The following is a 20,708-nucleotide window of genomic DNA, read 5'->3' on the forward strand; positions in this document are numbered from 1 at the left end:
GTGAGTTACACGTATATATCACAAATATAAACCGCCAATATGTCGATACGCGAGTATCGAATCGATGGTCGAGTTAAATCGGCGGAACCTGATGGAAGCATCGGTGGCTGCGGCACTGGGCGCGAGCGTAACCGGCATAGCGACCGGGGACGGACCGGCCGACCCCGATACGCCCCTGGCGCCGCACGTAAAAGGCGAACTGAAGCGATTCTCGTCGACCGCACGCGGTGCGGAGGTAACGGGTCCGATCGTGTTCGCAGACGGGTCGCTGTTGTATAGCCTTCAGCACCCGAGCCGAGAGAACTCAGCCCCGTACGACGAAGCGGGTATCGGGTACTTCAGTGGCTTTCGATTCCAGTTCGACGGGAGCAACGACGACTTCGACGAACTGTCGACGCCGCAATCGAACGCGGAACGGGAGACGGTCCGGGGTTCGAACGGCGAGTTCACGTTCCTCGCACGGGCACACGAAGCGATAAACGGCGGAACCGAAGAACTCGGCGTCGTACAGACGCCCGATGGGAAGAACATCACGACGAACGAGTTCGCCGGCACACAGTACGGTGACGCGGCGTACAATCCCGACTGCAACCAGTTCGTCGCCACGAACGACGCGGGAACCGAGGGATTTCTCTTCACGAACTGGGAGAACAGTCCCGGAAACGTCTCGCGACTTCCGATCCGGCGCACCGACGAGGGCGAGTGGGACGCCGACCTCGAGAACGCCATCAACCTCGCTAACACGGAGCCGATGCGCGAACTCGGTGGGACGCGCATCAACTGTTACGGCGATCTGAGTCCGTGGAACACGATGATCTCCTCCGAGGAGAACTACGCCCACCCGCGGGTATCGCTCGCCGCAACGGTGAGCGACGTTCTGGAGGCTGGAACGGGGAAGGGGCTTCGCGGTGCCCACGAGTTCTGGAACAGACCGAACCCGTCGGAGATTCAGAGCGCCGTCGAGGACTACTACGACGACTCCTGGGGCGTCCAGGGGTTCTGGGCGATGACCGGCGTCGAATTCCTCGCGTACTACCTCGGTGCCGACCCCGTCGACCAGGGATCCGACGGCACCACGACGCGACCTATCACCGACGTCTACCCGAACCCATACCGGTACGGCTACCACATCGACGTCCGCGAGCCGACGGCCGACCCGCCACAGCCCGTGAAGTACTACGTAATGGGGCGGGCCGCCTGGGAATCTCCGGATATCCAGTCCGACAGGAAGACGGTCTACGGCTGCTCCGACGGGGACAGCAAAGGGATCTATAAATTCGTCGCCGACAGATCGATCGACTGTTACGACGATCCGATGGATCTCGCCGGCACCCTTTACGCACCGACGGTAACCAACGAGGAGGCCGCGCGCGAGCTTCCGACGGCGGCGGTCGACCTCGAGATCGAGTGGCTGAAACTGGGCCACGCGACCAACAGGGAGGTCGAAGCGTGGATCGCCGAGTACGACGGCGTCACCCAGGAGGATTACCTCGAGAGTCACGCGGAGACCGACTGGGAGGACGACTTCGAAACCGCGCTCGAGGAGGCCGACAGGGAGGTCGTCGAGAACGGGAACCGGGACTACATCAGCGATGAGGAGATCGTTCGCTGGGCGGAGCAGTGGGAAGAGGAGGGACCCGACGGCGTTTCGACGGAACTCCGTCGCGTTCCGTTCCTCGAGACGCGGGCGGCGGCAAAGGAGGTCGGTGCGTCCATCGAGTTCAACAAGGCCGAAGGCGTCGACAGCGTCGACGGTGCCGGCCCGGGAGACCCGGTCTACTTCGCCATTTCGGAACTCAACGACGACATGTCCAACGAGGAGGGCTACGAAGACGCGGGCGACGTTCGGATCGAACGGGTCGACGGCGGGGTCGTCTACCGCGCCGAACTCGAGGGCGATTTCAACGTCTCGACGCTCGAGCCGGTTATCGTGGGACCGGACGCGAGCGACCCGGCCGACGTTGCGGACGACGCGCTCATCAACGTCGACAACGTCTCCGTGATGGACGACGGTCGCGTCCTCTGCTGTGAGGATGCGGATCAGTTCGGCCGGTCTTATAGCAACGACTGTCTCTACGTGTACGAGCCCGCGGAAAATGACGTCTCCGGACGCGGCTGCGGCCAGCGATGGAACGACGCCGATCGACCGGGAGACGGACGCGCTCGTGGGAGAGCTGACGTCCAGGGACAAGGGGATGACGGAGATACCGGAGCCGACTGAGACGACGGAGATACCGGAGCCGACTCTCGAACACGGTGGTTTCGGGCCATCTCTCCCGTTTAGGTCATCTCTGCCATCCCCGCCATCCCCGCCATCTCTGCCATCCCCGCCATCTCCGCCATCTCTTCGGATTCCGGTTCGACGACGGAACAGCGAACAGTAACACTCGTGCCGTCCGCGTCCGTATCGAACTCGAGGTCGCCGCCGAGGGCGGTGACGGACCACGAAACGATCCACAGACCAAGTCCGCTGCCGTGTTGGAGGGCCGTTTCCTCCCCGCGCTCGAGGACGGCGAGTTCGTGGTCCGGACTCCCGGGCCCGTTATCGCGGACGGTAAACACGGCTTTCCGATCGTCCGTGATGCGTTCGAGGCCGATCGTCACGCATGGATCGTCCGCGTCGTTGTGGGTAAGCCCGTTCTCGATGAGGTTTTCGAACGCGAGTTCGAACAGTTCGCGGTTCGATCGTATCGAGAGGTCGGCGGGAACTGACACGTCGACCCGTCCCTCCGCTTCGGCTTCGAGTTCGGCCGCGACCGACCTCAACGCGGCCAGGGCCGAGAAGGAGTCCGGCGACTGGGACGCGGATTCGATCGCGCGTTCGAACGCGCGGGCTTTCTCGCTCAGCTCGAGGACGCCCTCGACGTCGTCGTGAACTCTCGCGAGCATCGATGCGAGGTCGCCGTCGGCTCGGTCGGCGGCGATAGAGACGTAGCCCCGGGCGGCGGTCAGATCGTTCCGGAGGTTGTGGCGCAACACACGATTCAGAATCTCGAGTCGCTGCTCGCGTCGCCGTTGCTCGGTACTGTCCTGCAACAGGACGGTGTGGCCGACGATCCGGCCCGAACCGTCACGAAGTTCCGACGTCGAGACGGCGAGCTCTCGGCGAGTTCCGCCGACAGTGTCCGGAACGACCACCATCTCGGAGAGCCTGTCGAGCGTCGAGCCGGTTACTTCCTCGAGCGGGTCGCCGAGAACGTCCGACGCCGCAACGTCGAACAGGGACTCGGCCGCCGGGTTACAGTCGACGATCCGTTCGTCCGTACCGACGGCGAGAAACGGATTCTCGAGGGCGTCGACCGCGGACTGATCGGCCCTGCGACGGACGGAGGGGCTGTACGTGAACATGCCGCCGCCGACGAACGCGTAGGCGTCGAGGGCGACGTGAGGCAGAAACATGACCGCAGCGAGGGTTAGCTGCGGCGGGATCGGTTCGATTTTCAGGAGCCAGGCGAGCACGGCGATACCCGGCGGGAGGGTGCTGAGGCCGACGGCGAGCGCTTCTGTACGATAGAGCGGCCCGTAGCTCACGACCGTATCGAAACGGAGTAGCGTGCCGGACGGTGCGGCCACCATCCCGAGCGAAATCGCGAAGAAAGCCCAGGCGTTGAGATCGTACGCTACTGTCGCCGCACCGAAGATCGGGTCGATTCGGAAGTTGTTCCAGACGATTTCGTGAAGCGGGTTCGTCACGACGAGCACCGTCGTAATCGCAGGGACGGTGAGGAGCGCACCGAACCACGGCGTGCGGACGAGCGAACCGCGGCCGGTGTACTCGAGGCCGAAGGCCAGAAACGGCACACCGGTCCAGACGATGCCGATCCAGGTCAGCATCTCGAGGGCTACCCTGAGCGTCGGATCGTCGACGAACAACGAGACGCCGTAGGAGAGACACCACAGGGCCTGCGCCACGAGCACGAGCAGAAACCAGTTTGCACCCGGTTTCCCGCGGTGTCGTCGAAGATATCGGAGTAACAGGACCGTTCCGACCCCGGAGAGGAGTGATCCGGCTGCTGGCCATGGAACTGCCCCATCGTACTCAGCGTTCGAGTACAGTGACTTCGGTTTGTGGTCCGATGGCCCGTCGATCTCGGTCACAGACGGGCGGAGACCGCCGAGAAACGCGGGGATCGGTGAGCGGAGACCGCGCTCGATGGAGCCGGTGGATTGTATAGAGGCTGGTCGCGGACGCACGAAACCGACCGCCGTGATCAAACGGCTGCTTCCCCAGGCCGCGTCTTTTAGGTCGGGACGCCGTAACGAGAAGACGTTCCGAGTGGGTCATGAACGTCTGTATCGTCCTCGGCCATCCGCGAACCGATAGTTTGTGCGGCGCACTCGCCGAGGCCTATCGCGACGGAGCACTCGATGCGGGGACGGACGTTCGAGAACTCGCCGTCGCCGATCTCGAGTTCGACCCGGACGTTCGCGCGGAGACGCCCGACGACCAGGAGTTGGAATCCGACCTCGTCGAAGCCAGAGCGCGGATTCGCTGGGCGGATCACCTCGTCTTCGTCTATCCGAACTGGTGGGGGACCATGCCGGCGCGGCTCAAGGGGTTTTTCGACCGCACGTTTACATCCGGCTTCGCGTTCTCGTTTTACGACGACGGCGAGGGGGCGGGTCACGAGAAACTGCTTGACGACAAAACTGCCGAACTGATCGTCACGATGGACGTGCCGCCGTGGGTATATCGCTGGATCTATCGCCAGCCGGGCCACAACGCCGTCAAGCGCGCGACGCTGGGGTTTGCCGGGATTAGAACGACGCGGGTAACGAACTTCGGGCCAGTCGAGTCGTCGACGCCAGACGAACGCGAGGGGTGGCTCGAGAAAACGACCCGGTTGGGTCGGCGACTCGCCGTCGGGCCGGAGCCTCGGCGGAGGCGCATCCGACGTCGGGTGAGGTCGTGGGCGAAAGCCCTCCGGTTGCAGTTTTATCCGATGTCGTGGGCGGCGTACACGATCGGCGCGATGGCGGCGTCGGGTGCGAGTGGCGTGTTCTCGTCCACCGCGTACTGGTTGGGGTTCGGCTTCCTCTTCTCTCTCGAAGCGGCGACGGTGCTAAGCAACGAGTACGTCGACTATCCATCCGATCGCGAGAACGCCTTCGCTGGACCGTTCACCGGCGGCTCACGCGTCCTCGTCGACGGCGAACTGGGATTCGACGATCTGCGGCGAGGGATCGTCGTCTCGGTCGCAGGGGCCGTCGCGTTCGGCGCGTCCGTCCTTGCCGCCGGAACCGGTTCACAGTACGCCGTGGCTGCGGCGATGGTGCTCCTGAGCACCCTGGCGCTCGGATACACGATACCGCCGCTGGAACTGTCCTACCGAACGCTCGGGGAACTGGACGTCGCCGTCACCCACAGCGTCGGCGTGTTGCTGTGCGGATTTCTCGTCCAGGGCGGCGCGTGGGCCGATCCGCGTCCGTGGTTGCTCTCCATCCCGTTCCTGTTGGCTATCCTGCCGTCGATAACGCTAGCAGGCGTTCCCGACCGCGCCGCCGATAGCGCGGCCGGAAAGGAGACGGTGGCCGTTCGCGCCGGTGTCGACGGGGCAGCGAGGGTCGCGATGGCGGCCGCGATACTGGCCAGTCTGGCCGCGGTCGTCTGGGCCGCGTTCGACGTGGCCGGAGGTGCATACGGCCCGCTCGTCGCTCTCACCGTTCCGCACGCGCTCGGGCTGGTCTGGCTCCTTCAGACCCGTTTGCGAGGACAGACGGAACCGACGCGCATCGACGGGATGATGGCAGCCTCGCTCGGGTACCTGCTCTGGTTCGGCGCCGTTCCGTTGCTCAACCTCTCGTGAATCCGCTTCGGGGAGTTCCGAATCGACTACTCGAGCAGCGACTCGCCGGTCATCTCGGGCGGTTGGGCGAGGTCGATCGTCTCGAGGATTGTGGGCGCAACGTCCGCGAGCGTGCCGCCTTCGCGAACCGTCCGACCGCCGTCGGTCCCGCCGCGTACGGTTTCACCGTTCGCGTTTCCGAGGTCGCGTTGGGACCTCGCTCTCGGAGCGAGGTAGATCAGCGGAACGTCGTTGTACGTATGCGCCGTATGCGGATCGTCTTCCGTTCCCATGTCGTCTGCGTTGCCGTGATCGGCGGTGATCAGGACGTGTGCGCCGGCGTTCTCGAGCGTTTCGACGAGCCGGCCCAGCTGTTCGTCGACGGCTTCGACGGCCGCGATCGCGGCGTCGTAGTCGCCGGTATGGCCGACCATGTCCGGATTGGCGTAGTTGAGGACGAGCACGTCCGGATCGTCGGATTCGATGACGTCGATCGCTGTGTCGGTTACCTCGGGGGCGCTCATCTCGGGTTGCAGGTCGTAGGTCGGCACGTCGGGGCTCTCGACGATTTCGCGGATCTCGCCGTCGAACTCGACTTCCCGGCCCCCGTTCAGGAAGTAGGTGACGTGCGCGTACTTCTCCGATTCGGCGATCCGGAGTTGCGTTTTGCCTGCGTCGGCGAGTACCTCGCCGAGGACCTGTGCGGGCTGATTCGGCGGATAGGCGACGGGGAGGTCGAACGTCTTGTCGTACTGGGTCATCATCACGACCTCGACGTCCGGGGGGCTGGTTTCGAAGGTATCCGACCAGTCCGCGGGTCGAATGTCGGCCAGCATCCGCGTCAACTGCCGAGCGCGATCGGAGCGGAAGTTGAACCAGACCACCGAATCGCCGTCCTCGAGGGCGGGCCGTCCCTGCTCGCGGCTTCGCCGCTCGCTCTCCGAGTTGCTGTGGGCCTCGCCCGTAACGAGCGTCGGCTCGACGAACTCGTCAGACACGTCGCGGTCGTAGGATTTCTCGACCGCGTCGACGGCCGATTCGGCGGTCCAGTCGGCCTCGCGGTTCACGATGGCGTCGTAGGCTCGCTTTGTCCGCTCCCAGTTCTGGTCGCGGTCCATCGCGTAGTACCGGCCGGTGACCGTCGCCACGTCGCCGGTGCCGTGGTCGGCGATAACGTCCTCGAGCGTGGCCAGATACTCGCGGCCGCCGGTCGGCGACGTGTCCCGGCCGTCGGTTATCGCGTGGGTGACGGCCTCGACGTCGCGGTCGGCCGCCATCTCGATCAGTGCGTGGAGGTGTGCCTGGTCGGAGTGGACCCCGCCGTCGCTGACGAGTCCGAGGAAGTGAACCCGGCCGTCGTTCTCGCGCGCTCGATCGAACGCTCGGTTTATCGCGTCGTTCTCCCGGAACGAGCCGTCCGCGATCGAGTCCGAGATGCGGGTGTACTCCTGATGGACGACCCGGCCGGCCCCGATATTGAGGTGACCGACCTCGCTGTTTCCCATTTGGCCGTCCGGGAGACCCACGCGCCGGCCCGCAACCTCGAGCGTGCCGTACGCACCCGATTCAGCGAGACAGTCGAAGACGGGCGTCTCGGCCGCCGCAACCGCGTCCCTGCCACCGTCTCCGAGACCCCAGCCGTCGAGGACGATCAGCGCTGCGTCCATGTGAAATCGGACACGAGCACGTCGTAACTAACTATCGTTGTTCGCCGCCGCCGAGAACGGGCCTGCATGGCAGAAATGAATTATTGCTCTCATTTCTATCGGAGAACTCGAACGGACGGAACGGAAGCGGTGCAGGCGAGCGCGACAGTCGGTTCTGTCGTCGCGTCGTCAGTCGTCACCGCAGTGGTCGAACGTCACGCCGCAGTCACCACAGACGGTTCCGTTTCCGGGCTTGCTTCGCTGTGCGAAAACGGCACCGCATTCGTCGCAGACCATGAAGAGTCGTTTTTCCGGAGCAACGCCCGCCCGGAATTCCGCGTGGATCCAGGCCTCGGAGTTCCCCGCTTCGAAGAGGGTGACTCCGGAACTGGTCTGTCGCCAATTGACCGCACGATCGTCGCGTTCGGCGGACCGAATTTCTCGCTCGGACATCGAGATATCGTAGCCTCGATGCGCCCATACATACATTTTCTGATAGTTATTTACCCGCCTTCGAGTTATCATCCCGGCCGCCGCGACCACTGGCTTTTTGCGGGTCGGGTCGGTGCCTCTCAGCATGACGCCATGACGCTCGATCCGGTCCACTTCGACGGTATCGCGCGCCTCGCGAGGCGAATCGACCACGGGACCGACGAGCGCGACCGCCGCGCCTTCGCCGAGACCGTCTGGGAGTCGTTTCTCGACCCGCTGGTTCAGGACGGTCGAACGATCCTCGAGCCGGTCGACGAGCGAGCGCGACGGCTCGTCGACTGCGAAGCTGTCGCCCTCCAGGATCGCGAATACCCGACCGAACACGGCCTGGATGCGGGAACGATCAATCCGACGTCGTTCAAAAACGGGCTCGTAATCGATATTGCGCAGGCGGCGATGAGCACGACGCCGAGCGATCTCGACCTTCACCGGTCGCGAACAACGGTGATGACGGTCCACTCGAACGACGAGACGATGACCGTCGACGAGACGTGGGGCAAATTCGACGGCGGATACAGCCGGAGCCGAGCGGTCAAGATACCGCCGCTGCCTCGATTCGCCGAGGGCGTTGTCCACGCGCTGGCGCTGTACCTCGCGGAGAGCACCCACGCCCTCGACCACGCCGGCGAGGTGTCCGACCTGCTCGTCCTCGACGGGCCGCTATACCCACGCGGGCTGCTGCGCTGGGCCGACCAGCACCCGGACCTCGCCGATTTCCTGCTCGACGACCCGCGACCCACGACCGTCCTCGAGAACTACGTCCGGCTCGTCGAGGACTTCGTCGATCGGGACGTCCCGCTCGTTGGATTCGTCAAAAACCCCGCGACTCGGGTCCTGACACGTACGCTGAAATCCAAACGCGACGTCGACGTCAGCGTTCCGTGGAGCAACGATTCGGCGCTGTTTACCCGCCTGCTCGAGCGCGGTGAGTACGTCGACGACGTCGACGGCGAGCGCTGGAAACGTGATCTGTCGGCGCTTTCGTACACGAACTGGTTCCGTTCGCGCGGCGGCGTCGACCGACCGCTGTCGATCGAAGGCGATGCGTTCGGCGTCGAGCGACACCTCGAGCACGAGGCCTACGAAGTCACCTTTTTCGTCGTCTACGATCCCCGCGACGATTTGCTCTATCGCGTCGAGGCCCCCTACGCGTTCACGAAGGACCCGGACACGCGAGAACGGCTGACGTTGCAACTGCTTCAGGACGTCGCCATCGCACACGGGCCGCCGAGAATCGTCGAAAAAGCGGACGAACTGGCTCGAATCGCCAGCCCGGAGAAAGCGTCGCTCCGCGAGACCCTCGAGGACCGATTCGACGCGGCCCAGGATCGGACCTACGACGACCATCGCTGGGACGAACAGCCCTCCTAGCGGTCGGTATCGTGCCCCGCTTCTCTGATGACTCGATTCCGAACTGTGACCCGGGCGGTTCGGGCGGTTCGTTCAGGACCGGTCGCGGTCACCGGCGGCTTGAAGCGTAAACGCAAACGTCGCGCCGTCACCGGGTTCGGACTCGACCCACATCTCCCCGCCGTGGCGTTCGACGATCTGCTCACAGAGTGCGAGCCCGATGCCCGTCCCCGGATGCTCGTCGCGGGTGTGGAGCCGCTGGAATATCTCGAAGATACGGTCCTGATTTTCGGGTTCGATTCCGACCCCCTCGTCGCGAACCGAGAGCTGCCAGTGTTCACCATCACGGTCGGCAGTGACGTGAATCCGTGGCGGTTCGTCGCCGCTGTATTCGATCGCATTGTCGAGCAGGTTCTGGAAGATCTGTCGTAGCTGACTCCTGTCACCCTCGACGCGGGGCAGTGACTCGACCGTGATTGTCGCGTTGCTGTCGTCGATTCGGAACTGGAGGTCTTCGAGAACCTCGTCGACGACTTGCTCGAGATCGACCGGTTCGAGGGGCGACCCGCGGGTCGCGACCCGAGAGTACTCGAGCAAGCCGTCGATCATTTCTTTCATCCGCTCGGCGGCGTCGACCGCGAATTCGATGAACTCTCGGCCGTCATCGTCGAATTCATCGGCGTACCGCTTTTCGAGAAGCGTCAGGTAGCTCGTGACCATCCGCAGTGGCTCCTGGAGATCGTGAGAGACGGTGTAGGCGAACCGTTCGAGTCGCTCGTTGGATTCTTCCAACCGTCGCTGGTACTCCCGGAGATCGGTCACGTCCTGTACGAGGAGCATCCCTGCAAAGATTTCGTCGTCCGCGTTCCTGACTGGAAGGGTATGGGCGTACAGGTGACGGTCGTGCAACTCGGTCTCGAACGAGTTTCTCTCCCCCTCGAGTGCGGCCTGGAAGTTCGGTTCGATTTCAGCCACGAGGTCGTCGGGATAGATCTCGTAGACGCTGCGTCCGATCCGATCGTCCGGTGCGATGTCGATGTCGTCCAGAAGTTGCCCACCGAGGGCGGTGTATTCCAGATTCTCGTCGAACAGCCCGACAGCACCGTGGGGGAAATTCTCGACGAGCGTCCGGTACCGACGCTCGCTCTGTTCGAGTCGGCGCTTGGCCTCCGTGCGTTCGGTGATGTCCTGGGACATCCCGAGGGCGGCAAACACGTCACCGTCGTCGTCTCGAACCGGCACGGTATGGAATCTGTACGTACGGCCCTCGAACCGTATCTCGAACGTGCTTGCATCTCCGTCGAGTGCAGCCCGATACCGGGGGGCGACCTCGTCGGCCAGTGCTGTCGGGATAGCGTCCCGAATCGGCCGATTCTCGATCACGTCGGACGTGAGGCCGACGATATCGATTGGGTTTCCGCCGACGGTCTGGTAGCGAAGATCGTCGTCGACCAGCGCGACGGCGCCGTTCGGAAAGTTCTCGACGAGCGTCCGGTACCGTCGCTCGGACTCTCGAAGCTCCTGTTCTCGCTCCTTGCGCTCGGTGACGTCGCGGAAGTACACCGAAACTCCCGTCTCAGACGGATACAGACTCGCCTCGACCCAGAAATCCAGGGGTTCGTAGTAGCGTTCGAGACTCTGGGGTTCCTGGCGACGCATCGCCGTTTGAAAGCTATCCCTGATGTCGTCGATTTCGCCTGCTTCGGGGTACAGCTCCCATAACTTCTCGCCGAGCAGTTCGTCTTCGGAGGTCTGGAGCAACTCCTCGGCTCGCTCGTTGACGTGTGTAAACCGGAATTCCTCGTCGAGCGCGTAGAAGGCGTCGGTCACCCGCCCCAGAATTTCGTCGAGTTCAGTTTCGAGACGTTTTCGTTCGGTGACGTCGATAATAACTCCCTCGAGCACCTCCAGGTTTCCCGCTTCGTCGTACATCGCCCGGCCGCGTTCTCTGACCCATCGAACGTTCTCGTCGGCGGTTTTGATGCGGTATGTCACCAAAAATTCTTCCTCGTCCTCGAGGCCCTCCTGTACGTCTTCCCAGAGCTGCTCGCGGTCCGCTTCGAAAATGATATCTTCTCCATAGGAGCGCTCGCCGCGTTCCAGCGCGGCAGGGTCGTAGCCGGTCAGTTCCCGGCACCCGTTGCTGACGAACTCCATGGGCCAGTCGGGTTCGTTCCGGCATCGATAGACCATACCGGGGACGTTGTTCATCAGCGTCGCAAGCCGGCGCTCGCGTTGTTTGCGCTCGGTGATATCGCGATACACCCAGAGTCGGCCGTAGTGGGTCCCGTTCTCGCCGATGACCGGGGCGGAATACCGATCGAGCCATCGCCCGTCCGTAAGGTGAATTTCGTCCCGGCTCTCCGCTTCCGGGTTGTCATAGAGGTATTCGACCGTCGAACGAAACTCGTCCGGATCAGCGACGACATCGAGAATGTACTCGAGGATGCATTCGTCCGACCGTGTCGCCAGGACCGCTTCGGGGATATCCCAGATATCGACGAACCGTTCGTTGTACTGGACGACGGTTCGGTCCTGATCGACTACCAACTGTCCGTCGAGTGTCGTCTCCGCTTTTGCTTCCAGAAGCGCTGTTCTGAAGTCGAGTTCTCGCTGGTGTTCCTGCTGTTCGGTAATATCGCGGAAATAGATGGATAGACCGCTCTCGGAGGGATAGACACGCATACTGACCCAGATGTCGAGCGGTTCGTAGTACAGTTCGCTTTCGGCGGACTGCTGCGTCTCGAGTGCGTCGTGGAAAATGTCGTAGATAGCCGTCTCTTCGGCGTCGGGATACACGTCCCAGATTCGTTCGCCGACGACCTCCTCGGCGTCGGCTTCCAGGAGGTCTTCGGCCCGCGCGTTGAGGTAGGTGAACTGAAACGCGTTATCGAGTGCGAAAACGGCGTCGGTGATACGATCGAAAACTCTCGGCTCCGGGTCGACATCGGGTGGTTCGACTGAACTCGGTGGCCCGGACATGTATTGCTCTCAACGTCCAGACATCACTTAGGGCTGCGGGAACAGGTCACCGTGGCGCAATTATCCGTTCGGGTAGGAGAATAGTATATGTGTTATTTCACGAACGAGAACGCTCGCGTTCGGCTTCGACGCTGGCGACGGATCCGTCAATCCCGATCCCGATTAGGCGTCGTTTTTCTCGACCTCGACAGCCACGTCCTCGGGATCGACTCCGATTCTGGCGAATTGCGTTCGAACGTGTTCCTTGGCGCCCTCGAGGGCCTGTTTGCGGGTATCGAAGCCGCGAGGCATGGGCGACTCGAACGCGAGATTGACCTCGCGGCCGTCGACGAGCTGTGTCGTTCCGCCACTATCGACCTCGTAGAACTCGTCACAGACCCAGACGTACGCGGCGTCTTCGTCCGGGGCACCGCGGAACGTCGGGGCTCGCTCACCCCGTTCGTACAACGTCCCGGTGAGTTCAGTCCCGCCCGCGCGTCCGCGTACCATGAGCATACGATGCTGTAGGGCTCGTGGACGCAAAAACGTCGTGGAACGGACCCGGATTACGCGACTCGATTCGCCCGACGTTCACCGGGTATCCCTCCATCGCGACCGGTCGCGGCCCGACTCGTATCAGATGTAAGCACATTACCCCGATCCGACTGGTTCAGCCCGCGGAAGCTATCCGTTTCGCGACCGCCTGGATAGACCGACTCTCATGGCGCTATACCTTTTTATTTCCATCGGAAATTTCCTCAAACAGCCGCCAATGGCGTCGTCAACCTGTTACTCCGTGGTTACTCCCGTAACGACTGACTTCGCGGCCCAAATCGTTTTGGAAATGGGCTTATGCCCGTTGCAGGGATTGACTTGAGTAATGAGTTTGGACGCTTACCTCGGCGGCGACAACACACCCGAGCCACTGGCGAACGTCCCGACGGAATGTTACGAAATTCTTCGCCATCCCCGTCGACTTCGTATTCTCGAGGTCCTCGGATCTCGGGGGTCTCGACTGCCGGTATCGGAACTGACGACGGAACTGATCGAACGATCGACGACGGACGCTTCGAACGGGCATGTCCGGCACAGCGTTCGGGTCAGCCTCGTTCACAATCACCTGCCGCGACTCGAGACGTACGACGTCGTCGACTGGAACGACGACGGTATCTCGCTCGTCGACGAACCGCCGGTCGATCCGGCAGATATCTCTCTGCTCCTCGAACTCTGCGACGCCGAAAACGCCGAACGGATGCTGGAGACGCTCGTCGATCCCGTCCGAATGCGCCTGCTATCACTACTCGAGGATGGCGATCGACCGCTGTCGCTCGAGCAACTTGCAGCCCGACTCAGCGCACTCGACACCGGTCAGTTTACCGACCAGAGCAACGCGAAAGTGGCGCTCCATCACTCGCACTTGCCCGCGATGGCGGACGTCGGCGTCATCAGCTACGACCACGAGTCGAGGCTCGTAACGCGATACGATCACGTCGCCTCGTTGATCTAGCAGCCGCCGAGACCGTCTGAGGTCATCGATTCGACGGACACTTCGATCCGGTGTCGCTCGCTTTTTGTCCGTTGCCGACGCGCGTCCGTTCGACGGCCGCCTCGCTCTCACCGGGACGAGGACCAAACCGCTAAGAGTCTTCCATCACGTATCGAGAGCCGAGAGCGATGCGCCCCGACCGCGACGACCGAAGCTATCGGTACGAATGCCGTTCGAACGGGAGACGCACTGTCGCCATCGTCACGGGAATGACCGTCCTTCTCACGCTCTCGATCGCAGGCACCGCCGGAACAGTCGCCGCGATCGATCAAGTCGCGATCCTCTCACCCGACCGAACGCAACTCGAAGCCGGACCCGGAGAGACGATCGAGATCGACGTGACGCTGCAAAGCCGGGGCGGGCACGGTAGCGAGGGTATCACGTCCGTGAGATTAGTCGCCCAGTACAATCCTGAGTACATCGAGATTACCGACATCGAACACGGATCGTGGCTCGAGGGTGACGGCACCGAAGTCCGGACGGGAGAGGCGATCGCCCACGAGCAGGGGACGGCAATTCTCGACCGACGACGCGTGCCGCCCGCCGGGGGGACGACCGGAAACGGAACGTTCGCGACGCTGACCGTTCGAGTCGCGGCCGACGCGCCGGCCGGGGCGACGACGATTTCGTTCGGCGAAAGCGACGTCGACCTCACCGGCGACTGGCCGATCGCCGTCGTCGACGAGTCCGCGACCGTCTCGATCGACGGCGGCGACGAGCCCCTCGAGACGTTCGACCACGCTGATCCCGACGAACTGGACCTCGGACTCGAATCCCGTGGCTCGAGTCCGGAAACCGACTCAAGCGAATCAGACGAAACGTCCGAGACCGACGGTAGCTTGCCGGTTTCGGGCTTTACGTCTCCCGTCGCGTTGACGGCTGTCGCGATCGCAGCGGTCCGTCTGTGGCTTGGCCGACACTATCACCGCGAATAAACAGTCCGTCCAGTTGGAGGGAAACGCGTTTTATGGATGGGCCCAGATGGGGATGATATGACCGACCTGGGAGATTTCGGCGACTTCACCGCCGACGCTGACGCCGATGCCGAAGACGGTGCGGCGGGCGACGGCGCCGACTCGTCGATGTCGTCTTCGGGAACCGAGAGACCGCCGAACGCGACGGCGACGACAGACGGTGCGGACGACGCGTTCGAATCCACGCCGGTCGAACCCCGCGGCGAAGACGCTGGTATCGGCGCAATCTGTGTCTCTCAGGGGTTGCGCGTCACCGAGGACGGCGAGGAAACGACGCTGCGAGCCTACGTCACCCGCGGCAATCGATCGTCTATTCGCATCGGGAGTTACCTGCTCGCGCCCTACCCCGACGACGCGGCTTCCGCCGTGGGTCGAACGGGCGGTGGCGCGGCCGACGAGACGCTATTCTGCAGAATTACCGGTCTCGAGTACGCCCAGCAGTTCCACGCCGACGACGCGACGGAGATCCACGCCCGGCGGGCGATGCGGTCCGACGGAATCGACGAGTCCGATTACAAGTTCGTCGCGAGCCTCGATCCGGTCGCGATTCTCTACGACGACGACGGCGAGCTCAAGCGCCGGATGACCGATCGGGTGCCGAAACCACAGACCGTAATTCGGCAGGCGGACGACACCCGGGAGATCAAGACCGGGCTCAAAATGCCCGATAATGGTGTCTTTCTGGGCCACCTCTCCGTCGGCGGCGAGAAGGTGCGGACGGCAGCGTCGCCGCCAACAATCGATTACCGGTTAAAAGATGATTACGAGGCGGGCGACCCGCTGGTCTTCCGTCACACGCTCGTCGCCGGCGGGACGGGATCGGGCAAAACTCACGGCGCGAAAAACGTCCTGCGGCAGTATCTCGACGCCGACCGGACCTATCCGATGGACGACGGTCGACGGGTCCGACCCGCGGTCGTCCAGTTCGATCCGCAAGACGAGTACGCCCAGATGCACGACGACAACCCCGATCTGGACGACGAATTCACTCGGCGACTCGAGCGGGAGGGGGTCGCCTACGGCGGCCACGACGACACGACCGCATTCGTTCCGAAGGTCGGTTCGGCGTCGTACGCCGCGGGCCACCACCGCGCCGAACAGGTCGAGTTCACGATTCCGTTCTCGATGGTCCACGACAACCCGTGGCTGGTCGCGGGCAGCGGGCTGAACGACAACCAGTACGGCGCGCTGGTCGGCGTACTCCTGCCGATGTTTCGGGACGATTACGGTAACGAGGGGACGTACGAGGAGTTCACGACGTTCCTCGACGATCCGGGACTGCGCGAGCAACTCGACGAATCCGGTCGAGTCCACGAGGCGACCTTCGACGCGGTCCGCCGGCGCGTACTCGGGTTCGGCCACGTCTTCGACCAGGACGCGCGCCCGATTACGGACCTCGTCCACGAGTTCGTCCGTCCCGGCGGGCTCTCCGTCGTGCCGACCTACCACATCAACGATAGTCGGGCGACCGAAGCCGTCGTCCTCGCAGTTTCCTCGTTGATCATCGACCAGAAACTCTCGAACGACCCGACGTACGACCGGATCAAGGAAACCCCGCTCGTCCTCGGTATGGACGAGGCCCACAACTTCCTGACCGACGCCGATTCCGTCCAGGCGGGAAAGGTCATCAAAAAGTTCACCGAAGCCGCCAAACAGGGCCGCAAGGAGCGCCTCGGGCTCTTTTTGATCACCCAGGACCCCCAGGACATTCACGACGCCGTTTTCAAGCAGATCAACACGACCATCGTCCTCAACCTCGGCGACGAAGACGCCATCAAGAGCGTCAACATCCCCAGCAATCTCGAGTCGAAAGTCCCCTACATGGAGAAAGGCCAGATGGTCGTCTACTCGCCCGACAACTCGGAACCGGTCGAATTGATCGGCCTTCCGAAGTGCGTAACTTGCCACGGCCGGGACTGAAATTTTCGGACAGAATCCGGGGGGTTTTTCGGACGAATTCCTCGCCCAGACGGTCGCTCACCGTCGGTGCTCGTTCTGCACTGCGCTTTTCCCCCACCGAATGCTGTGGTCGGAGTCGTGAATACGTCGTGCGCCTCTCGTGTCTGCTTCCGTTTCACTCTTCGATCAGCGTCTGATTGCGGTCAGAACGTTTTTTGCCGAATTAATCGAACGGGTAATTATGACTTCGAAAGCGACAGGCTCGTCGTCGTCAGGAACGGCCTCTCTCAGCGGTATCGCGCTATCGGGGGCGGTCGCACTCGTCCTGTCGCTTGGTGTCAACTGGCTTATCGTGTTCGGCGCGAATGCCGGCGGCATCGCCCCGAATCTGATGGCGTTGAACTATAGCCCGGTATCGCTGTTTACAGCCCTCGGCGTTGTCGGTGCGACTGTGACGTACGGTATCCTCACGCGAGTCGCCGTCGACCCCGATCGACCGTTCGCAGCCGTAGCTGCGATCGTCCTCCTCATATCGTTGCTTCCGGATTTTATCGTCATCCCCGGTGAACCCGGTGGCAGCCTCGTCGCTGGTACTATTCTCGGTGCGATGCACGTCACGACGGCGGTCATTTGCGTGGGTACACTAACCGACCTCCGAAACCGACGCTAATGTCGTCGGTTAGCCGTTCGGTCTCCCCCCGATTGTGGCCGATAGTACTGCCTGAACCAGGTCGCGAGCCCCTCGAGTCCGGGGAACAGCGTCCGGTGAGTGACGTTGTGCTGGTCGAGTCTGTCGCGGAACTCGAGTTTGCGCTCGCCCGGGACGACGATTTTCCGGTGGCAGTCGGGATGCTCCTCGAGCCATCGATCGAGGGACAGACGCGAGTCCGACCGGAAGGAGAAGACGGCCGACTGGGTGACGATGCGCTCGTCGATCGCTGGCGGCCGAATAGAACACGACGTACTCGCCCTCGAGGGTCGCGTTCGAGAGGAGGTGGGTGTCGAGCATGTGCGTCTCCGTCATCTCGAGGACGTCCTGATAGTAGTCGGGAAGGCCGGCGTGTATTTGTCGGTAATCGACGGCCCATATCGCCCCGCCGCACTCGGTATCGCCGGTTCGGGTCGCGAAGTACGTCGCGACGAGCGGCGAGAACGACCAGTCGAGCAATCGCGTCGGCAGTCAGTAGTGCTGGACGACCGAGAGCAGGTGCCAGATCGATCGCGGCTCGTCGATCGCACCCGCCGCGTACTGTGCGAAGTTGCGAAGCAGCAACGGCTCGAGGTTCCACGTTTCCGAGTCGCCGACGAAGCGATCGAGGAACGTCTCGGGCTGAACGACTCGTTCGGGACCCCGCGGAACACGTCCGGTGACCGGTGTCGGCCGATGTCCGCTGCCCACATCTCCTGGGTGACCAGTCGTTGCAGTTCGGTCCATGTTTCGGCTCGCTGGACCCGTCCGGAATCGTCAGCTGGCATCGGTGCGCACGGCCGGTCCAGACTCGGTCACCCCTCGGTTCCACATCGACGGATCAACTCGCAGCACGGTGAAAACGATTCTCGCGTCAGGAGGCGGATGTCGGGATGCGGAGAGTGTGTTCGACGCCGACCGACGGGGCGACTCACGCCGACTCGAGCAGCGTTCGCTCGAAAAACGTCGCGACGGACCCCGCGATCTCGTCGTGTGCGCCGAGAAAGAAGTGATCGCCGGACAGCGCCGTCACGCCGTCACCGCGATCCCGTGCCCGCTCGACGATCGGCTCCCAGTCGACGGTCGTGTCACGCTCGCCGTAGAGGACGTGCAGGGGGGATTCGAGCGCATCCAGCGCCTCGAGCGCGTCGAGGTCGTCGGCGAGTTTGACAGTCGGTGCGAGGACAGCGACCGCATCGGGGTTGGGATCGGTCTCCGCCGCGGCGAGCAACGTCAGGCTCGCGCCGAAACTGTACCCGAAGACGCCGACCGGGAGATCGTTGGCCGTTTCCCCGTCGTATTCGTTGCGGGCCCATCGAACGGCGTTCCGAACGTCTTCCCGCTCGCCGTAGCCCTCGTCCCACGCACCGTAATCGAATCGCAGGCACGCGATGCCTGATTCCCGAAGTGCCTTCGAGACCGCGACGAGGCGCTGGTCGCTTCGCGAGCCGCCGTGTTGGGGATGGGGCGGACAGGCCACGACGATTGCATTCGTCGGTCCTTCAGGTTGCTCGAGCGTCCCCCGAACGTCGCGACTGCCGGGTAGCAAGACATCGGTCATAGCGTGTCGTTGTAGATCCCCTCCCATCAACCCTCGTCGTCCGTAGGTTCGACACCGAGACGTAAACTCTCGACAATCGAAGCCCACATCCCTTTCACTACGGGCCATCGACGCTATGCTCGGCAAACCTGTCACCTAAGCGCCGTCTGTTGAACTCGCCAAGAGCTCCGTAGCCGGTGAATCCGATCGAGAAAAATAGCCCTGCTATCGATTGCGGTCCGACACCGGCGAACGGATCGGCTTGAGTGACCACGGTGAGGACACCGGCAACGAGTCCGACGCCGAGGGCAGTCCCGATCCAATTAGCCCGTCGGCCGAAATCGTTCCCACGACGGACCGCGAATCCGACCCGAGCGGCCACCCCGATCGCCAGTCCCGCGCCGAGAAGGAGTGCAACGAAACCTCCGGATACGACGATCGACCCGAAGAACGTGACGATGGCACCGACGCACACACCGAAGCAGGTGCGCCGTACCGTTGCGATTCCCGCACGGCTGTCGTCCGAGGAGCGTGCTAGGGGCTCGTCGGCGTCGGACGGGACTCCCCCGCTGCGATGGCTCGAGTTGCCGTCGTTTTCACCGCCGTACGTGACTCGTTGGCCGGCAGAGATGTACGACCGAGCAGGGCCTGCTTCGTCACGGTGCGAGGAAGACTCGTCGTTCGGCCCGCCGTCACCGACGGTTGTCTGATCCCCGGTATCGGCCTCGAGTAGCCGTTCTCCCGCTCGGTTTTCGTCCAGACCGGGATGGGAGTCGATATCCGAAGCCTCGGCCCCCGGCCACTGAATCGTAATGCCGTCGAAGGCGACCGGGAGCCCGGCCGAGAGTTCGAAGACCGGATGATCCTGAATCTGGAAGTGAAGGTGGGGTTCCGAAGAGTTGCCCGAGTGACCGCACCGACCGACAAGCTCGCCGCGGTCGACGCAGTCTCCGGGTGCGACCGTCAGGCTGCCGGGTACGAGGTGGGCGAGACAGCTGTATTCGTCGGGAGCGTGCTGAATCACGACGTAGCAACCCCGGATATCCCGTTTCAACGGATGGGAGAGCCCACCGCCGTACGAGGCTTCGAAGTCGGTCTCGAAGGCATCGACGACGACACCCGCGGCCGGTGACCGAATCGGCTCCTCGTAGCAATAGTAGTTCTCGACGCCCGCTCCGGTGTTTTCGGGCGATGTCCGACCATCATCGTCGGTGATGACGAAATCGTACGCGTACCGCTGGTTCACGGGGAACCAGGAGTGAGAATAGTTCTGATCGTGGCTTCCGTTGACGACGGTCCAGGTGCCGTCGAACGGGAGTCGATAGGGGACGCGTTGCTCGTAGCTCTCGGGGTCGGGGAACGAACCGCGGTGACGAGCGAACGCGACGGCACTGCCGAAAAGCTGGAGCAGGTCCTGGGTCATCACGAGAGGGTTGAGAAACGTCAGTGGCATCATGAGCATCCACGCGGCGTATGCACGCCAGTCTCCGAGGTGAATCCAGTCGGTCGGTTCTTCGCTGTCTTCGTCGGAACCCCGTCGCAACACCACGTCGACGAGCGGTGCGACGAACGGCCAGAAGAAAACGAGGAAGAAAAGCGCGAACACCTGCAGAAACGCCAGCGATTCGATGACGTAGCCGGGAAGCGAAAGCAGACCCAAAAGCGCGATGTGCATCGGCTCGAACGACCGGAGACGCCGCCGAAGCCGTGTGGCAAGCGATATCGTACTGCTGGGTTTCGGTTCCTCCCTCATTGGTCCCACAGTCGACCCGACAGCATGTAATCACTTTGTGAAGCACATTTCACGAGACACAGTACCACGATTG

The 20,708-nt window shown here is 63.0% G+C and carries 16 protein-coding genes; 7 read left to right on the forward strand and 9 right to left on the reverse strand.

Translation table 11 applies throughout. The annotated features are described in order from the left end of the window. The first annotated feature begins 64 nt into the window (after positions 1–64). Positions 65–2,221, forward strand: a complete 2,157-nt coding sequence (locus HYG82_RS37820; RefSeq protein ID WP_179262858.1) for an alkaline phosphatase PhoX — start codon at positions 65–67, stop codon at positions 2,219–2,221. Between the two features lie 59 nt (positions 2,222–2,280). Here the strand turns inward: HYG82_RS37820 and HYG82_RS37825 are convergent, their stop codons facing one another. Further along, positions 2,281–4,098: a sensor histidine kinase gene (locus HYG82_RS37825; protein ID WP_235217738.1), complete on the reverse strand. Its 1,818-nt coding sequence runs from the start codon at positions 4,096–4,098 to the stop codon at positions 2,281–2,283. 185 nt (positions 4,099–4,283) lie between these two features. On the opposite strand from HYG82_RS37825, the gene HYG82_RS37830 reads away from it, so the two are divergent. Then, positions 4,284–5,807 carry an NAD(P)H-dependent oxidoreductase gene (locus tag HYG82_RS37830; protein ID WP_179262860.1) on the forward strand — a complete coding sequence of 508 codons (1,524 nt, stop codon included), beginning with the start codon at positions 4,284–4,286 and terminating at the stop codon, positions 5,805–5,807. A gap of 26 nt (positions 5,808–5,833) precedes the next feature. Here HYG82_RS37830 and gpmI read toward each other — a convergent pair whose 3' ends face one another. Beyond that, positions 5,834–7,453, reverse strand: a complete 1,620-nt coding sequence (gpmI, locus tag HYG82_RS37835; RefSeq protein WP_179262862.1) for a 2,3-bisphosphoglycerate-independent phosphoglycerate mutase — start codon at positions 7,451–7,453, stop codon at positions 5,834–5,836. Between the two features lie 168 nt (positions 7,454–7,621). Further along, complete coding sequence (locus tag HYG82_RS37840; RefSeq protein WP_179262864.1) at positions 7,622–7,885, reverse strand: hypothetical protein; 264 nt, start codon at positions 7,883–7,885, stop codon at positions 7,622–7,624. A gap of 132 nt (positions 7,886–8,017) precedes the next feature. On the opposite strand from HYG82_RS37840, the gene HYG82_RS37845 reads away from it, so the two are divergent. Continuing rightward, the gene (locus tag HYG82_RS37845) at positions 8,018–9,295 is read left to right on the forward strand and encodes a DNA double-strand break repair nuclease NurA (protein WP_179262866.1); all 1,278 of its coding nucleotides are present in this window, start codon (positions 8,018–8,020) and stop codon (positions 9,293–9,295) included. A 72-nt stretch (positions 9,296–9,367) separates the two neighbouring features. Here HYG82_RS37845 and HYG82_RS37850 read toward each other — a convergent pair whose 3' ends face one another. After that, complete coding sequence (locus tag HYG82_RS37850) at positions 9,368–12,256, reverse strand: PAS domain-containing protein (protein ID WP_179262868.1); 2,889 nt, start codon at positions 12,254–12,256, stop codon at positions 9,368–9,370. Positions 12,257–12,418: 162 nt separating this feature from the next. Then, on the reverse strand, positions 12,419–12,751 hold the full coding sequence (locus tag HYG82_RS37855; protein ID WP_179262870.1) for a DUF7113 family protein: 333 nt from the start codon (positions 12,749–12,751) through the stop codon (positions 12,419–12,421). 364 nt (positions 12,752–13,115) lie between these two features. Between HYG82_RS37855 and HYG82_RS37860 the strand changes: the two genes are divergently transcribed. From HYG82_RS37860 to HYG82_RS37875, 4 genes are all read left to right on the forward strand, one after another. Beyond that, on the forward strand, positions 13,116–13,742 hold the full coding sequence (locus HYG82_RS37860) for a DUF7344 domain-containing protein (protein WP_179262872.1): 627 nt from the start codon (positions 13,116–13,118) through the stop codon (positions 13,740–13,742). A 167-nt stretch (positions 13,743–13,909) separates the two neighbouring features. Next, positions 13,910–14,716, forward strand: a complete 807-nt coding sequence (locus tag HYG82_RS37865) for a cohesin domain-containing protein (protein WP_179262874.1) — start codon at positions 13,910–13,912, stop codon at positions 14,714–14,716. Between the two features lie 57 nt (positions 14,717–14,773). Next, entirely contained in the window at positions 14,774–16,675 is a 1,902-nt protein-coding gene (locus HYG82_RS37870; protein WP_179262876.1) for an ATP-binding protein, read from the forward strand. Positions 16,676–16,895: 220 nt separating this feature from the next. Next, entirely contained in the window at positions 16,896–17,324 is a 429-nt protein-coding gene (locus HYG82_RS37875; protein ID WP_179262878.1) for a DUF6069 family protein, read from the forward strand. A gap of 9 nt (positions 17,325–17,333) precedes the next feature. On the opposite strand, the gene HYG82_RS37880 is transcribed toward HYG82_RS37875, so the two are convergent. The 4 genes from HYG82_RS37880 to HYG82_RS37895 form a co-directional block, all read right to left on the reverse strand. After that, complete coding sequence (locus HYG82_RS37880; protein ID WP_235217739.1) at positions 17,334–17,822, reverse strand: hypothetical protein; 489 nt, start codon at positions 17,820–17,822, stop codon at positions 17,334–17,336. Positions 17,823–17,834: 12 nt separating this feature from the next. Next, the gene (locus HYG82_RS37885) at positions 17,835–18,089 is read right to left on the reverse strand and encodes a hypothetical protein (protein ID WP_235217740.1); all 255 of its coding nucleotides are present in this window, start codon (positions 18,087–18,089) and stop codon (positions 17,835–17,837) included. 184 nt (positions 18,090–18,273) lie between these two features. Beyond that, entirely contained in the window at positions 18,274–18,903 is a 630-nt protein-coding gene (locus tag HYG82_RS37890) for an alpha/beta hydrolase (RefSeq protein WP_179262880.1), read from the reverse strand. Positions 18,904–19,000: 97 nt separating this feature from the next. Further along, entirely contained in the window at positions 19,001–20,635 is a 1,635-nt protein-coding gene (locus HYG82_RS37895) for a peptidoglycan DD-metalloendopeptidase family protein (protein ID WP_179262882.1), read from the reverse strand. Between the last annotated feature and the right edge of the window lie 73 nt (positions 20,636–20,708).

The organism is Natrinema halophilum, assembly GCF_013402815.2.
GTDB classification, from domain to species: domain Archaea; phylum Halobacteriota; class Halobacteria; order Halobacteriales; family Natrialbaceae; genus Natrinema; species Natrinema halophilum.

Coding starts and splice junctions, on each gene's coding strand:
- HYG82_RS37850 (WP_179262868.1), bottom strand. CDS start 12,256: ATGTCCGGGCCACCGAGTTCAGTCGAACCACCCGATGTCGACCCGGAG.
- HYG82_RS37865 (WP_179262874.1), top strand. CDS start 13,910: ATGCGCCCCGACCGCGACGACCGAAGCTATCGGTACGAATGCCGTTCG.
- HYG82_RS37890 (WP_179262880.1), bottom strand. CDS start 18,903: ATGACCGATGTCTTGCTACCCGGCAGTCGCGACGTTCGGGGGACGCTC.
- HYG82_RS37840 (WP_179262864.1), bottom strand. CDS start 7,885: ATGTCCGAGCGAGAAATTCGGTCCGCCGAACGCGACGATCGTGCGGTC.
- HYG82_RS37895 (WP_179262882.1), bottom strand. CDS start 20,635: ATGAGGGAGGAACCGAAACCCAGCAGTACGATATCGCTTGCCACACGG.
- HYG82_RS37830 (WP_179262860.1), top strand. CDS start 4,284: ATGAACGTCTGTATCGTCCTCGGCCATCCGCGAACCGATAGTTTGTGC.
- HYG82_RS37820 (WP_179262858.1), top strand. CDS start 65: ATGGTCGAGTTAAATCGGCGGAACCTGATGGAAGCATCGGTGGCTGCG.
- gpmI (WP_179262862.1), bottom strand. CDS start 7,453: ATGGACGCAGCGCTGATCGTCCTCGACGGCTGGGGTCTCGGAGACGGT.
- HYG82_RS37875 (WP_179262878.1), top strand. CDS start 16,896: ATGACTTCGAAAGCGACAGGCTCGTCGTCGTCAGGAACGGCCTCTCTC.
- HYG82_RS37860 (WP_179262872.1), top strand. CDS start 13,116: ATGAGTTTGGACGCTTACCTCGGCGGCGACAACACACCCGAGCCACTG.
- HYG82_RS37870 (WP_179262876.1), top strand. CDS start 14,774: ATGACCGACCTGGGAGATTTCGGCGACTTCACCGCCGACGCTGACGCC.
- HYG82_RS37885 (WP_235217740.1), bottom strand. CDS start 18,089: ATGGACCGAACTGCAACGACTGGTCACCCAGGAGATGTGGGCAGCGGA.
- HYG82_RS37855 (WP_179262870.1), bottom strand. CDS start 12,751: ATGCTCATGGTACGCGGACGCGCGGGCGGGACTGAACTCACCGGGACG.
- HYG82_RS37845 (WP_179262866.1), top strand. CDS start 8,018: ATGACGCTCGATCCGGTCCACTTCGACGGTATCGCGCGCCTCGCGAGG.